Annotated in this window: 14 protein-coding genes; 2 read left to right on the top strand and 12 right to left on the bottom strand. The window is 41.0% G+C overall.

Annotated elements, in window-relative coordinates; genetic code table 11:
- Nucleotides 1-356: 356 nt before the first annotated feature.
- Entirely contained in the window at nucleotides 357-878 is a 522-nt protein-coding gene (locus H5185_RS16775) for a GspH/FimT family pseudopilin (protein WP_182722544.1), read from the top strand.
- 128 nt (nucleotides 879-1,006) lie between these two features.
- A complete protein-coding gene (locus tag H5185_RS16780) occupies nucleotides 1,007-1,531 on the top strand; it encodes a GspH/FimT family pseudopilin (RefSeq protein WP_182722543.1) in 525 nt (174 codons plus the stop codon).
- Nucleotides 1,532-1,580: 49 nt separating this feature from the next.
- On the opposite strand, the gene H5185_RS16785 is transcribed toward H5185_RS16780, so the two are convergent.
- From H5185_RS16785 to murJ, 12 genes are all read right to left on the bottom strand, one after another.
- Nucleotides 1,581-1,886: a TapY2 family type IVa secretion system protein gene (locus tag H5185_RS16785; RefSeq protein ID WP_182722542.1), complete on the bottom strand. Its 306-nt coding sequence runs from the start codon at nucleotides 1,884-1,886 to the stop codon at nucleotides 1,581-1,583.
- Nucleotides 1,883-2,290, bottom strand: a complete 408-nt coding sequence (locus tag H5185_RS16790; RefSeq protein WP_259395256.1) for a type IV pilin protein — start codon at nucleotides 2,288-2,290, stop codon at nucleotides 1,883-1,885. Before H5185_RS16790 ends, H5185_RS16785 begins: the two co-directional genes overlap by 4 nt.
- A gap of 2 nt (nucleotides 2,291-2,292) precedes the next feature.
- The gene (locus tag H5185_RS16795) at nucleotides 2,293-5,811 is read right to left on the bottom strand and encodes a pilus assembly protein (RefSeq protein WP_182722541.1); all 3,519 of its coding nucleotides are present in this window, start codon (nucleotides 5,809-5,811) and stop codon (nucleotides 2,293-2,295) included.
- Nucleotides 5,812-5,813: 2 nt separating this feature from the next.
- Nucleotides 5,814-6,245: a PilX N-terminal domain-containing pilus assembly protein gene (locus H5185_RS16800; protein ID WP_182742674.1), complete on the bottom strand. Its 432-nt coding sequence runs from the start codon at nucleotides 6,243-6,245 to the stop codon at nucleotides 5,814-5,816.
- Between the two features lie 88 nt (nucleotides 6,246-6,333).
- Entirely contained in the window at nucleotides 6,334-7,299 is a 966-nt protein-coding gene (locus H5185_RS16805; protein WP_182742672.1) for a PilW family protein, read from the bottom strand.
- Nucleotides 7,296-7,850 (bottom strand): type IV pilus modification protein PilV, encoded by a 555-nt coding sequence (gene pilV, locus H5185_RS16810; RefSeq protein ID WP_182722539.1) that lies wholly within the window; start codon nucleotides 7,848-7,850, stop codon nucleotides 7,296-7,298. The genes H5185_RS16805 and pilV overlap by 4 nt, the downstream gene beginning before the upstream one ends.
- A gap of 283 nt (nucleotides 7,851-8,133) precedes the next feature.
- A complete protein-coding gene (gene ispH, locus H5185_RS16815) occupies nucleotides 8,134-9,063 on the bottom strand; it encodes a 4-hydroxy-3-methylbut-2-enyl diphosphate reductase (protein WP_182722572.1) in 930 nt (309 codons plus the stop codon).
- Nucleotides 9,064-9,104: 41 nt separating this feature from the next.
- Nucleotides 9,105-9,548, bottom strand: coding sequence for an FKBP-type peptidyl-prolyl cis-trans isomerase (gene fkpB / locus H5185_RS16820; RefSeq protein ID WP_124017148.1), 444 nt, complete (start codon nucleotides 9,546-9,548; stop codon nucleotides 9,105-9,107).
- A 2-nt stretch (nucleotides 9,549-9,550) separates the two neighbouring features.
- The gene (lspA, locus tag H5185_RS16825; RefSeq protein WP_182722571.1) at nucleotides 9,551-10,054 is read right to left on the bottom strand and encodes a signal peptidase II; all 504 of its coding nucleotides are present in this window, start codon (nucleotides 10,052-10,054) and stop codon (nucleotides 9,551-9,553) included.
- 21 nt (nucleotides 10,055-10,075) lie between these two features.
- The gene (ileS, locus tag H5185_RS16830) at nucleotides 10,076-12,898 is read right to left on the bottom strand and encodes an isoleucine--tRNA ligase (RefSeq protein ID WP_182742673.1); all 2,823 of its coding nucleotides are present in this window, start codon (nucleotides 12,896-12,898) and stop codon (nucleotides 10,076-10,078) included.
- A 33-nt stretch (nucleotides 12,899-12,931) separates the two neighbouring features.
- Entirely contained in the window at nucleotides 12,932-13,867 is a 936-nt protein-coding gene (ribF, locus tag H5185_RS16835) for a bifunctional riboflavin kinase/FAD synthetase (RefSeq protein WP_124017146.1), read from the bottom strand.
- A gap of 136 nt (nucleotides 13,868-14,003) precedes the next feature.
- Nucleotides 14,004-15,563 carry a murein biosynthesis integral membrane protein MurJ gene (gene murJ / locus H5185_RS16840; RefSeq protein ID WP_124017145.1) on the bottom strand — a complete coding sequence of 520 codons (1,560 nt, stop codon included), beginning with the start codon at nucleotides 15,561-15,563 and terminating at the stop codon, nucleotides 14,004-14,006.
- Between the last annotated feature and the right edge of the window lie 157 nt (nucleotides 15,564-15,720).

Consider the following 15,720-nt stretch of genomic DNA (forward strand, 5'->3'; position numbering starts at 1 on the left):
TTGTTGATTAACCCTACTCGGTATAAGAGATGAGATAAATCGATATAAAGATCGCTTCACGTCTGCAATATAAAACTCACCATTTGTGTTACAACAGGTATTTGCACGCTAATACATGGCAAAGACTGTTTGAAAATTATTGTTATCCTTTGCAGAGGATGATTAAGCATATGTCCTAATTACAGTTTATATGCTTGCTAACGTCATTCAAATATCTTACTTGAAAGCGCTGCCAATTGTCGCGGCTATTTTACGTATTTATGAAAAGATATTTCGCAGCAAATCCACTGTTCATTTTCTATACTAACCTAATCTTGCTGCAGGACGCAGCTGACAACGTTTAAGGATGAACAACGATGAGATTTTCTATTCAAGAAAATGGCTTCAGTTTGATTGAAGTTATTATCACCACGCTAGTCGCTTCAATTATGTCATTGATAGCTATCCCCCCATTAAATGACGTGATTGAACAAATCAGAGCCAGAAGTAATATTCAAGTTATTCAACAAACTATTCAATTAGGCCGAAATATGGCCATAAGTTACGGTGCAAGGGTAACGGTTTGCCCTTTAGTTGAAAACGTGTGTTCTGAGGATTGGAGTCTTGGGCTAAGTGTTTTTATTGACCAAGGTGAAAAAAATCAACTTGATGCGAATGACCAACTACTCCAACAGACATCACCGTTTAATGAAAATGATTATATTAGATATAACCGCCCGGCGATCCGCTTTCAACCTGATGGACTTGCCTCTGGCACTAATGGCACATTAACTTATTGCCCTGGAAAGGTTGATAGTGAATATGCAAAAGCGGTTATTGTTAATCAAGCTGGGAGGGTAAGGATATCAAAGAAGAAAAATATAACATGCAAACTTTAGCGAATCGTAAAATGACAAATTTACACGTAAGAAATTGATTGCGACAGATGTCCGCAAATAGTCAATAAAACACTGTTATTCAGGTTGTGCTTGGTTATACTCTTGCTTATATGGCGGAGGACTCTTGCATGAAAAAAATACAATCTGGATTTACCCTAGTAGAATTGATGGTCACTGTTGCAGTTGCTGCAATACTGTTAGCAATTGGAGTGCCTTCGCTGACCAGCCTTTATGAAGGTATTCGAGCAAGAAGCGCTATCAGTACAATTGAATCATCATTTGTATTTGCGCGTAGCCAAGCAGTTAGTTATGGCAGTAGAGTCTCAGTCTGCCCAATGGCATCGACATCATGTGGCAGTGACTGGACCAAGGGTTTTAGCATATTCATTGATAATGGCACTATTGGCACTATGGATACAACCAATGGTATTGCTGATGTAGTATTACGCAAGGTAGATGCATTTAACAGTAACGATATTATTAAATCAGATTTATCACGATACAGTTTTAACCCTGATGGTATGGTGGCGAATGGCAACAGCGGCACTTTGCGTTATTGCCCAGGCAGCGCGGACAGTAGTTCATCTGAGGCCGTAAATATTAATTCGTCAGGCAGAATGTCTAAAGTTAGTACCACCATTGCTTGCAGTTAGTAAAAAGGCTTACCTAGGTAAGCCTTCTTTATGTTAGTGATGAAATGAATTAATAAGTTCTTTGTTCATCTAATTCTCGCAAGTGTGCATCTTTAAATTTTTTATCTTCTGCAATGCATTCAACAACTCGTTTAACCAATAAACGTTCGTTAGATATTGTTGGCACGTATTCCGCGAGTAGAGCACTTTGCTCTTGTACAACTGATTTTTTTTCCCATACAAAAACGGCAATATTTGGACCGTTGGGTGTTTCTATATGACATTTATACGGAATATAATCAGTTTTATCTTCAGCAAAAGCAGAGGAAGTACTCAAGAAATATAAAATTGCTGTGAATATTATGTTTGTTCTCATTTCCAACACTCCGAAGGTGACTTAGCGCCCGTTGAGGTTAAAGATATCGTTGCACAAGCCGTATCACGAGTCGCTTGTACTCCTACAGCAGTAGCTGTCACGGTATAATCATCACCACTCAGCGTTGTATCAACCTTATAATAGGTATTTTCAACAATCCAAGGATCTGCATTCAACCCAAGTTTAGTCATATCAGTTGCAAAGCTTCGATGATCTAAATAATACTGTTCTTGTAAATTGGCGACATGCATCACCCCAGCCAAACCGTCACCACGAGCACCTTTAGCAACAAACTGAGTATAATTAGGATATGCTATTGAAGCTAAAATGCCCACTATCACGACAGTGATCATCACTTCAATTAATGTAAATCCGAACTGTAGCTGCTTCATTTTTTTACTCATTCCTACTCATCAATATGATAATAAATTTTATTAATACCTAAACCACCACCGATACATTTATCATCACCAGCAGCACACCCATCCCCCTCATCATCCACTTTATCCATGTCATCACCAGCAGAACCAATACCAATTAAATACATATAACTATCTGATGTTCCATTAGGCGGTATAACTAACTGAGGAGTATCAGGAACTCGAGCGCCCATTTCTAAATACTCTTGAGTATATGAACGAGTACCTTTGTGTAAATCAAAACCGTATAATCGACCTTGACCAATGGCTAAACATTGGTTTGCAGATGTATTATCCCCAGGAACATAAGAGGTAAAGAACACTTTTCCTTGGATGATTGTAGAGGCCGATAAACTTTTTTCTCCTTTAGCGGCGAAGTTATAATACCAACCTCGTTTTGCACCAAACTCAATATTTTGCTGTTCAGTTTTCGGAGGCGTAGAAGATACATTATAAAGATTTGCTAACTCCAACGGAGCAGGTATCTCTTTACCTGCCGCACCAGTAAACGATTTAGTAACAACATTACGGTCTTGTAAAACAAAAAACTTATCTGAGCGCGTTGTATCTAAAGGATGCGGTCTGTGGCCACTGCCAACGGTCACAGCATCATAAGGGATATTTTGATACGTCAGGTTCGTGGTTGTATTATTAGACGAGTCAGTGACTGATACTTCAGAGATATTAGTAAATACCGTTTGCGCCACTGCAGGCTCTGCAAAAAATCGTCTATCAGTAGCTTGTGTGGAACCTCCTAAACTCGCAAACTTAAACGCAGTCCACGGACTGGTAGAGCTAGTCGGTGAAGCACTAGGTAAATCCATACGCCAAATATTAGCCCCTGTATCAGTTGCATATAATCTGTCAGTTAATTTATCACTGTTGCTGTCTAATATTGCGATGCTATTTGGAATGCTGTCAACAATACCAGGTAATTGTGTTCCACTAGAACCTGTACCAAATCGATAAACTAGGGCTCCAGTTTCAGCGTTTAAAATATAAACACTGCGGCCGGTAGTGTCATCAGTACCAACTCCAGCACTATCTTTTGTTGAAGGGTTATATCCACCGCCAATAATAACCACTGGAGAGGCTGTATCCGCAGAGGTATTGCCTGCAGGTACGCCAGGGATGAACGTGACCACTGGTTCAGCCCAAGACTCGCCCATATCACTCATCCCAGTGGAGCTCGGGTCAACTTTCCACATAAATTGTGGTGAATCAGGATTTGTAATGTTAAGGGCATAATAAGATTTCCCCCCGCGACGCATACCCACAAATAACCAAGCTTTATCAATTGCACCTGATGCATTTCTTTTTACATATGCAACAGGCGGGCTATCCATACCGTAAACAGAATGAACGCCTGTTGGTACGTTTGCCCTTAACTCACGAAGGTTAGGTAATAATTCCTGGGGCATAAATGCCCATGACTCTTCAACACTCGAACCACTGTCTTTAAACATGTGTAAAAAGCCAGCATTGGTGCCAAGTAAAATACGTATATCTGGGGACCCGGCAGTACCATAGTTAATGGCTAACGGTTTAGAGTGCAGTGGGTCGCCCATAATATCTGAACGCTTATCAGTTGTTGAACCATCTTTGTCTTCATCATCAACGTCGACACCTTTAGCCCAATCAAATAATTTGGTAAGTTCAGTTTTATCGACCCCCATAAAGGAAGCTAAAGCCGCTTCGCTACTAATACCAGGACTGGTTGCAGCGTTTGATTTGGTAAAGGCCTTAATAGCGCCACCAGCACCAAAATTACCATATAACGTTCGAGTAGGGGTTGATTGAAGCTTGGTTAATGCACCACCAATTTCAACGTTATTACCATCACCGCCACCACTTGTGGCAGTACAGACGGAATTATCAGTCCAGTAAGAACATGCAGATGAGGCTAAGTTTCCATCATCACCAATGGCATCATCACCATTTTTATCAACTATGTCTCCCGATCCAGTAACCTTAAACTTTTTTAAGTTGCCGACCCACCGAGGACCTTCATTAGGTAAAAACATCGCGTAGTAAACTGAGTCTAATGTTTGGGTTCTATCAAAGTTATTACTCGCAATAGATGGAGAGGTAAAACTGGAATTAGTTTCTAAAATATTAGAGAAAATGGACTGTAATGCTTCTTGTAATTTTTGAGCATCAGCAGCTGTGTAGGTTGCACCACCACCACGAGTAGCAGTTTCTTTCAGAATAGCCGCTACTGAACTTGCATCAGAACCAAAACCGATAGTGTAAGTCGATACAGTCTGAGTACCATCAATAGTGGTATTGACGTCATTGCTATTTAACCAACCAGCAAGGGCGGGCAAAAAGTTCCCTGAATATTTGTTAGCGTTTGTAATACCAGAAAGTTTTCTAATCTCAGTATCAGCATTATTATCACGGGTTGGCTCACCATCTGTCACATAAATAACATAGGCTTTATCTTGACATTGCTTGCCAAAAAATGGAGAAATATAGCTATTATCCTTTTCTATCGTTTTATCTCGTTCTGGATCTTGGCTATCATCGTCATCACCGTAGAAAACCCCTAAACCAGCAAAGTAACGATAAGCTTCGTATAAATTTTCACATAATGGCGTGTAACCATCAGCTTTAAACTTGCCAATTGTGGTCAATAAGTTCGACTTATTCGATTCGTTATTTGTAGTGATACCATACACAATACGGCCACCACTTTTTGAGCCATCTGCATAATTTCGGTTAAAAACAGATAACCCAAAATCTACACCTGGTGTTGTGACAATAGTGTCTTCAATTACACGTTGTGCCACCTCTAATCTTGAATATTTTTTTTGATTTTTAGTGCTGTGATACCAGCTTACATATTTTTCAGTATATAACGTGACTGGTTGCCCTATACCAAAATTGGTCAACTTAGACTTTTCTATTGCGGCATCTATTTCAGCTGTGGATGATGAATTATTTGCTGCCACATAACGAATAGGATCCGCGCTGGTTCCTAAACCATCAACAGGAAAACCATAAAAGTTAGTACCATTATTATAATAGTTACGCTCAGCAACATCTTCATAGCAATCTACTTGCTTAATTGAGCGGCCATCCGTTAACGGTAATTCAGACCATACGCCGTTCTCACCAACATACTTATGCTCGCGAAGATATCCAGTGAACATACCATAATCCTCAAGGTATTTTTCACCCACATCGCAGCCATTAACACTATGTAAAAAAAACTGGTTGCTGCTTACCGCAGGAATACTAGAACTACTGCGAGTAAAATACAGTTTAGTATCGCCCTTTAATGAACCATTTGAGGTGTTTTCTTTACCTCGTTCATAAGGCTCATCTGTTTTAAAACTAGTACTCATACTGCCTGATGTATCAAAAATAATCAGTACTTGCGGCTTAGAACCAGTACGAGCGGTAGACTCAAGCACATACAACTCAGTATCATCGGCGAAACTGATGGATGAGAAAGCCAAGATAGCAAATAGCAATGTAGATAATAATTGTTTAAAAAACATGACTAACTCCCCGTTAACACTTCTTGTTCTATGCCTGCCACGACAGTAACTAGACCCATATCACTTCGGCCAAATGTTGCTGCACTGGAGATTTCAATACGACGACAACTAACTAAATTACCTGAACTAGCTTTTGTGCTTCTTTGGCAACCCACATCGCCAACAGTCATTGGTGTAAGTGTATTTGATACACCTAAAGCATTATCAACTGTTGTAGAGACAGCTGACATTGTGGCCATGGTACTACCCGAATTAGCCAAGATGGCCTTATCTTGTGCCCCTTTGGCTGATGCCATAGCTTCTAAGCGTTCAGAGCCTGCCCCCGCCATTCTTAATGACTGAGTTGAATTGACCGCTAATGCAACACCAATCAAGGTCATTAACACTAATATGATTAATGAAAAAAACAACACAATACCTTGCTGCCTTTTTATAGATTTGATCATTGCCTTCACCTTGACACTAATTTGATAGTCGGCTTAACAACCAAGATTGTAAGTTGACTAATATAAAAACTATTACCTAAGTATTTATTAATATAGGATTTTCTAAAATAATCGTACTTGAAACAACCTTACGGCGGTAACTATCATTAAGTGGCCCAATCGTCTTGTCACCAAGCTTATATTTATTACTATTTTTATAGCTTCTGTCCTCTTCGCTTGAGCGAACCAGTAAAAATACCCTTAAAGAAACTAAACGTTGAAATAATTCGTTATCCCACATTAACGTTGTTACATTTTGTGCAGGCATATAGCTATCAGCAGTACCGTCACCATCACTATCAAAGCCATACAGTATCCGCATATTTTCTACGCCTTCAACGAGCTGCTCTTCGTTATTCATGCCATTATTGATAGATAAAGTACGGCGTCTTAATACTGGGATATTACCATCATCTCGAATAAAGTAGACATGGTGTTGGTATTCCCATAACCGACTATTCGCAAGTCCAGGAGCCGCTGCACTACCGTTAAAAAAAACAATTTCATTAGAAGTTGACGCAGCATAATAGCGAGTTGCAGTTAATACTGTAGCAGGCGGCCCGATTAGACGCTTAATTTGAATAACATCAGTGTTACTATTCGGCGTAATACAAGCTAAGGTTTCTGCACTCACTCCCTGCTCATAACCCCATAACCGACGGAAATGTGACGGTTGTACATTAGGAAAGCTGGCATTATTAAGACCCGCACCCAAGCAATCTGCTGCTACCGCGGTAGATGAGATAGTAGTATTACTGCCGATGATAAAGTCAGTGCCTGTAATATCGCCCATAAAACCTAGCTGACTGAGATCTCGCTCCATAATAGCTAAAGCAATTCGACCGTTTTCTTGTAGCTGATTAAATTGGCTTGTGGTTGTGACGTTACTAGAAGACATACTAAACATGGTAAAAAGACCAGCCGTTAAAAATAGACTAATCAGCATCGCAACCATTAATTCAACAAGCGACATGCCTTGTTGACATTTAAATACTCTTATCATGTTATTATCGCCGTATTGATAGCCAAGGTACGTCGTCGATCACTGCTGCTGCCACAGTCTTTAACCACATTGGCTTGGCCTTCAGCGCCATCAGATGAAGTACGTACCCCCTTCCATGTAATAACAACGGTAACATTAGGAGCATTGACACTAATGCATGCTGTTGGTGAATCTAAGCCACCGACATTTGTATTGTCTGACGACTTTTCACTTGTGCCTAAAAATGCACGCTCCCATTGAAATAAGTCCCAATTTCTAGTTTCAATATTAGTGCAAATAACGTTTGCTCCAACCGCAACATCACAAGATTTTGCCGATACTATCGTACTGCCAGTATAGGTACCATTGTAAGTGGCTAATTGACTGCTATTGATGCGCATTCGATTAATAATATCATTGGCATAATACGAAGCTTGAGTTTGCTGGAAAGACTCAAAACTGCCTTGTTTAGAAATAATATGAAGATTAAAAATGCCAATAAGGCCTATCACCAGAATAACCAGTGAGACCATAACTTCAATCAAGGAAAATCCATTCCTTTTAGGTGACATAAGCGTCAAACCTCCTGCAAAGATCAATATTAGAGAATACGACCTTAAATTTTGTTGCGCCAAGCTAGTATTACTTAATATATAGATGATAGCTGAGTTAAATGTAATCAGATAGTATCAATTTTGTATATTAAGCATGATTAATAGCTCGAAATATTTTATTGGTATTATACTCGGTTCATTTTTTAAGTACAAAAAACCCGCAACCTAAATTAAGTTGCGGGTTAATATTTTTATCGTATTGAAATTAAACAAATAACTAACGTTATTGTGAACGTAACAATTAACGCAATTCTGCAGGTACGGCGAAAACGGTATCTTCTTTACGGCCTTCAACTTCAGTTATCACACTCGGTGCTAATGTCGCTATCGCGTTAACAACTTGTTGAACTAACACTTCAGGCGCTGAAGCACCGGCTGTGACAGCGACTTTCTTTACGCCGTTAAACCATGCAGCTTCTACATCAGCAGCGGTATCAACTAAATAAGATTGAGTACCGTTTTTTTCAGCCAGTTCACGCAAACGATTTGAATTAGAACTGTTTTTAGAACCAACAACAATCAGTAAGTCCACTTCTGCAGACATACTACGTACTGCATCTTGACGATTTTGAGTTGCGTAGCATATGTCATCTTTACGGGGCCCTTCAATTGAAGGAAAACGTTGCTGTAATGCACTGATGATATCTAAAGTGTCATCAACAGACAGTGTGGTTTGAGTAACAAAACATAAGTTCTGAGGATTATTAACCTGAAGATTATTAACATCTTCAGGTGATTCAATAAGATAAACACCACCTTTAGGGTTATCGTATTGTCCCATTGTGCCTTCAACTTCTGGGTGCCCTTGATGGCCAATCAAAATGCACTCGATACCTTTACGACTTGCACGAGTGACTTGCAAATGCACCTTTGTCACTAAAGGACAGGTAGCATCAAATACTTTTAAACCGCGATCTTTGGCTTCTTTTCTTACTGCCTGAGATACACCATGGGCACTAAAAATAACAATGCTGTTATCTGGAACCTGATCAAGTTCATCGATAAAAAGCGCACCACGCTGTTTTAGATTTTCAACCACATAGCGATTATGTACCACTTCATGGCGAACATAAATTGGTGGTTCAAATAATTCTAAAGCACGCTCAACAATACTGATTGCACGATCAACCCCAGCACAAAAACCGCGAGGATTAGCCAACAAAATACTCAGTTCAGGAGACGTCGGATCAACTTTTAACATGTGATACCTTTTTAATCAGTTATAACACTGACCACTTCAAGCTCAAACGTAAGCGTGCGTCCAGCAAGTGGATGGTTTAAATCGACAGTAATTGAGTCACCAGCAGTATCACGAACGATACCCGGTATTTCACTACCACCTGGGCCTGCAAAACTGACGATGACACCGTCTTCAAGCTTCATATCAGCTGGAAAACGGCTTCTGTCCATATAATGGATTGCATCTGGATTTGACTCACCAAAAGCATCTTTTGCCGCTAAGGTAAACTTGTGCTTATCACCTTCACTCAAGTCTTTAAGTTCATCTTCAAAAGCCGGACTTAAGCTACCGTCACCAATATTAAAACGCGCCGGTTTGCCCGATGCTTTAGTACTGTCAGCGGTCGATCCGTCTTCTAATACAATATTCATATGGCACACCAATGAGCGACCATCTTGTTTAGTTAAATCTGTCACAGTTAATCTTGCTCCTTTGGTGACTTTGCATCTGGTCTAAATGATTCCCAGATGATCAGTACTGCACCCACAAATATACCTGAATCGGCAATGTTAAACGCTGGATAATGGCTGGTTTGCCAGTAGAAATCGATAAAATCAACGACAAAGCCATGCATTAAACGATCAACTAAATTGCCCAGTGCGCCACCAATAACTAAGGTAAAGGCTAAATTACTCCGCCATATCGTGTGTGACTGTTTACGAAGCCATACGGTGAGTAAAGTACTAAAGCCGAGAGCTATAATAGTAAAGAACCAACGTTGCCAGCCACCAGCATCACTTAAAAAACTGAACGCAGCGCCATAGTTTCGCACATAAGTGAAATTAAAAAATGGCAGCAGTTTGATAGACTCATACAATTCAAAATTGGCCAAAACCCATTGTTTAGATAGCTGATCGGCTAAAAACACCAATGCAGCTACCCAATACCAACGCAAGCCACTGTCTTTCCATGTTAATGGCACAGTACTCATTGTGTTACTTCCTTAAGCAAAATTGCGTTGTTCGCCTTCACCTTCAATATTGGTCACACAGCGTTGACACAATGTTGGGTGAGATTCAATGGTGCCAACTTCTTCACGATAGTGCCAGCAACGCTCGCACTTCTCTGCCGAACTTTTGGCTACCACTAGCTTAAGTGAGCTTAATTCTGTTTCGATGGCGTCATCACCGGCTTGTGACATATCCGCCACGGCCGCTTTTGAAGTAATAAGGATAAAACGCAACTCATCACCCACCTTGGCGAGTTCAGCCGCTAAATCAGCATCAGCAAACAATGTGACTTCAGCTTCTAATGAACCACCAATACGCTTGTCACGACGCGCTTGTTCAAGCACTTTGTTGACTTCATTACGGACAGTTAATAGTTTTTCCCAATAATCATCACTTAAATCACTGTCAAGCGTTACCGCTTCTAGGCCTTGATACCATTCTTGAGTAAACACATACTTTTCACGCTTACCTGGTAGCTGCTGCCAAACTTCGTCGGCGGTAAAGCTTAAGATTGGCGTCATCCAACGAACCATAGCTTCGGCAATATGATAAAGCGCAGATTGACAACTACGACGAGCATGACCTTCTTGCTTCGCGGTGTACTGGCGATCTTTAATAATATCAAGATAAAAACTGCCTAGCTCAACAGAGCAGAACTGCATCAATTTTTGGGTCACTTGGTGGAAGTTGTATTGATCATACGCTTCGATAATTTCTTGTTGCAGTACCGCTGCACGGCGAACAACCCAACGATCTAATGCGACCATGTCTTCTGAGGCAATCATGTCTGTTTCTGGGTTAAAACCATTTAGATTCGCTAACAAGAAACGAGCAGTATTACGAATACGACGATATGCGTCAGCACTACGATTTAAAATTTCATCAGATACGGTCATTTCGCCACTGTAATCCGTTGCGGCAACCCATAAGCGTAAAATGTCAGCCCCAAGCTTATTGATCACTTGTAGTGGCGCTATCACGTTACCAACAGATTTTGACATCTTACGGCCTTTACCATCAACGGTAAAACCATGAGTCAACACTTGCTTATAAGGTGCAGTACCATTCATCGCCGTTGAAATCATCAATGATGACATAAACCAACCACGGTGCTGATCGCTCCCTTCTAAATACAAATCAACGCCATGACCATGAAACTCTGGGCGCGCAGCAACAACAGATGAGAATGATGAACCTGAGTCAAACCATACATCTAATGTGTCAGTCACTTTACGATACTGTTCTGCTTCATCACCGAGTAACTCACTGGCATCTAAATCCCACCAAGCTTGAATACCCTGTTGTTCAATGCGATGCGCGACACGTTCCATTAGTGAAACACTGTCTGGATGCAATTCATCGGTTTCACGGTGAACAAATAAGGTGATCGGTACGCCCCAAGTACGCTGACGAGAAATACACCAGTCGGGACGATTTTCAACCATTTTTTCGATACGGCTTTGACCCCAATCAGGGATCCACTTGGTTTGCTCAATTTCTTTTAATGCTTGCGAGCGTAAACCATGGTTATCCATAGAGATAAACCACTGTGGCGTAGCACGGAAAATAATCGGTGTTTTGTGGCGCCAGCAATGTGGATAACTATGACGATAAGCAACATGCAGCAATAACGCGCCTTTTTCTTCTAACAGCGCAACCACATTGGCGTTGGCTTTAAAGACATGCTGACCGGCAAAAAATTCAGTATCAGCTTTATAAACCCCATTATCGCCAACGGGGTTTGCCACTTCTAAACCGTATTTTTGACCAACAATAAAATCGTCCTGACCATGCCCTGGTGCGGTATGTACAATACCAGTACCCGCGTCAGTCGTAACGTGATCGCCTAAAATGGCTGGCACATCGAACGCATAAAATGGGTGGCTAAAACGCATTAACTCAAGCTCAGCGCCCTTTACTTCACCTAAAATGATGTGTGACTCTGCAGCGTAACGCTCAAGGCAAGACTCGACTAAAACTTGGGCCAAAATCAATGTGGTGGTTTTGCCGTCTTTAACAAATTCCACCAAGCTATAATCTAGCTCAGGGCTTAATGCTAACGCACGGTTAGCAGGAATCGTCCAAGGAGTTGTAGTCCAAATAGCCATTGCCACTGGTTTAGCATAATTTTCAACGCCAAATTTAGCTGCAACTGCTTGGCTATCAACAGCCACAAAAGCCACGTCGATGGCTGGAGATGTTTTATCTTCGTATTCAACTTCTGCTTCAGCTAGCGCTGAACCACAATCGGTACACCAATGCACAGGCTTAACACCTTTGTGCAAATGACCGCTATCAATCACTTTTGCCAATGAACGAACGATATTTGCTTCAGTTGAAAAATCCATTGTGAGATATGGGTTTTGCCAATCACCTAATACACCTAAACGAATGAAGTCATCACGCTGACCTTCAACTTGAATAGCAGCATATTTACGACATTCTTCACGAAACTCTGCCGCAGAAATTTTGACGCCAGGCTTACCGACTTTTTGCTCAACTTTTAGCTCAATAGGTAGTCCATGACAATCCCACCCAGGAATATAAGGCGCGTCAAAACCAGACATGGTTTTTGACTTAATAATGATGTCTTTAAGAATTTTGTTTACAGAGTGACCAATATGAATGCTGCCATTGGCGTATGGAGGGCCATCGTGCAGAATGAAAGGTTTACGGCCGATACGGCTTTCACGGATCTGTTGATACAGTCCATCTTGCGTCCAGCTATTTAACATTTCTGGCTCGCGATTTGCCAAATTACCGCGCATCGGAAACTCTGTTTCCGGCAAATTCAAAGTAAATTTATAGTCGCTCATTGATCCCATACCATTATTTAAAGCTGATTCATTTCAGCTAGCATCGTTGCTAAACAAAGCGCGAGCTTCATTTGCATCATTTAAAATCTGTTTTTTTAGCGCGTCCAATGACTCAAAAGGTTGTTCATCACGGATCTTTGCTACTAATTCTACTTCCACTCGTTTACCGTATAAATCACCGGTGAAATCAAACAAGTGGACTTCTAATCTGCAGGTTTGACCATTGACAGTGGGCCTGAAGCCCACATTAGCCACTCCATCATATATATCACTGCCATCCCAGTACAAACGAACGGCAAAGACGCCTCGAATCGGTACCACATGTCGCTTTAACGCGATGTTAGCGGTTGGAAAACCGATCGTACGGCCTAATTTTTGTCCGTGAGCAACCTTACCACTTAAAATGAAAGGATGGCCAAGTAAACGCCTTGCTTGCTCCAAGTTCCCTAACGCCAGTTGCTCTCTTACCGCAGTAGAGCTTACTCGCGACGAGCCAACAACAAAACTTTGGGTACTGACAACGGTAAAGCCAAACTTCTTACCCGCTGCAACAAGCATTTCGAAATTACCTAAGCGACCTTTACCAAAGCAAAAATCATCACCAACAACCAAATATTTAACGCCAAGCTTATTGACTAATAACTCTTCAATAAAGGCTTCAGCAGGTTGATTAGCAAAAGCTTCAGTAAAATTGATACAAAGTAGCCGATCAATCTTCAGCTCGTCTAGTAACCTCATTTTATCGCGAAGGAGGCTAAGTCGAGCCGGCGCATCAGCACCTCGGAAACGTTCTTGCGGTTGAGGCTCAAACGTCATTAACGTTGCGGGTAATTGAAAGTGATGTGCTTTACTCACCAAGCTACTGATCACTTGCGCATGGCCACGATGGACACCATCAAAATTCCCAATGGTCAAAACACAACCATGATGAGAAGCTAAAATATTGTGTATACCGCGGATTAATTCCATTACGCTCAATACTGCCTATTGCAAATCGGCAGATTATATACCCAAACCAATGTCAGATGCGAGTTTCAACCTGAGATTATTACAGTCGATTTAGGATATTCTGCCGATACTCGCCCTGCAATTAGAATAGGATAATTTATCTCTGACGTTTAATTTTCCAAGGTCGAACACCCAACACAAGCAAACTCAACAGATAAATAACTGCGCCGCCAACAATAAGCTCAATTAACATAAACATCCGCTCAAAAGTGTGCCATTCAAGCCATATGCTTTGTTGTGGCATAAAATACACAAGTGCAATAGTCATCAATGCTGTAGAGATGATCACTTTAAATGAGAAAAACAAGGTTTGTCGGCTCATTTGATAAACGCCCGCCTTATGCAAACCTCTGTATAACAAGCCAGCATTCAATAACGCAGACATTGATGTCGCAATAGCTAACCCCACATAACCAAATGGAATCGCAAAAATAAGGTTAAAGGCCATATTACTCACCATGGCAATGATGCCATATTTAACCGGTGTTTTAGTATCTTGGCGCGAATAGTATCCCGGCGCTAACACTTTAATCATCATAAAACTTAATAAACCACAACCGTATGCAACCAAGCTGTACGATGCCATTTCAACGTCATTAACGCTAAATGCACCTCGCATAAACAGCACCATTAACATGGGTTTAGCCAGAACGATTAATCCTAACATAGCCGGAGTCCCCAGTAGCAAAATGGCTTTAACCCCCCAATCCATAGTGTGATTAAAGCCACTGCCTTCGGCATTCACATGTTTTTGTGACAGTGCAGGGAGAATAACAGTCGCGATCGCAATCCCAAATAAGCCTAAAGGAAACTCCAATAGTCGATCGGCGTAGTAGAGCCAACTTATCGACCCTGTCATCAAAAAACTGGCAATAAAAGTGTCAAACAATAAATTAATTTGTGATACCGACACCCCGAATAATGCAGGGATCATCAAAGTTCTGATTTTCACTACGCCAGGATGATTCCATCCCCATGAAGGTTTAACGAGCGCTTTCTCGCGGATCAAAAATGGGATTTGGAACAAAAATTGAATAAGGCCGCCAAAAAATACCCCCCAAGCTAAGCCAATCTCAGGATTTTCTAACGTATGTGCATACCATAAAGCCACGGTAATGATGGCCACATTTAAGAAAACCGGCGTAAACGCTGACACTGCAAAGCGCCCGCGAGTATTGAGAATTGAGCCGGCTAATGCAGTGAAGGTAATAAACCATAAATAAGGAAAGGTAATTTTTAACATCACTGAAGCAAGTTCAAATTTTTCAGCATTGGGGCCATCATTTAGCCAATCGACAAACCAGCCACCGCCAAAAAGTGCTGCAAGCACTGGTGAACACACAACGCCAACTAAGGTTACAATCGTAACCAGTACCCCTAAAGTACCTGCAACCTTACTTAACAACTCACGAGTATCTTCTGGAGTCATTTTTTCCTGATACTCAGTCAGTACCGGCACGAACGCCTGCGCAAAAGCACCTTCAGCAAATAAACGTCTTAAAAAATTAGGGATTTTATTAGCAAAAAAGAACACATCAGCACTACTACCGGCTCCCATAAGATTCGCAATAACCACATCACGGACCAAGCCTAATACTCGAGAAATCAATGTCATAACACTAACTATTAGACCTGATTTAAATAATTTTTTGCTCAAACAGCCCCCTGAAACGTGGTTACTTCTAAGAAATTAATGGGATTTATAACAAATATTCTATTCTAACCCTGTCACACAGACCAAAGAGCTGGTAGAATTGCGCCACATATTACACGAGTTGGGTTGAAGTTTGGCATGCTAGGTTGGATTAATTTAT

This window comes from Shewanella sp. SG44-6 (genome assembly GCF_014164185.1).
In the GTDB taxonomy this organism is placed as follows: Bacteria; Pseudomonadota; Gammaproteobacteria; order Enterobacterales; family Shewanellaceae; genus Shewanella; species Shewanella vesiculosa.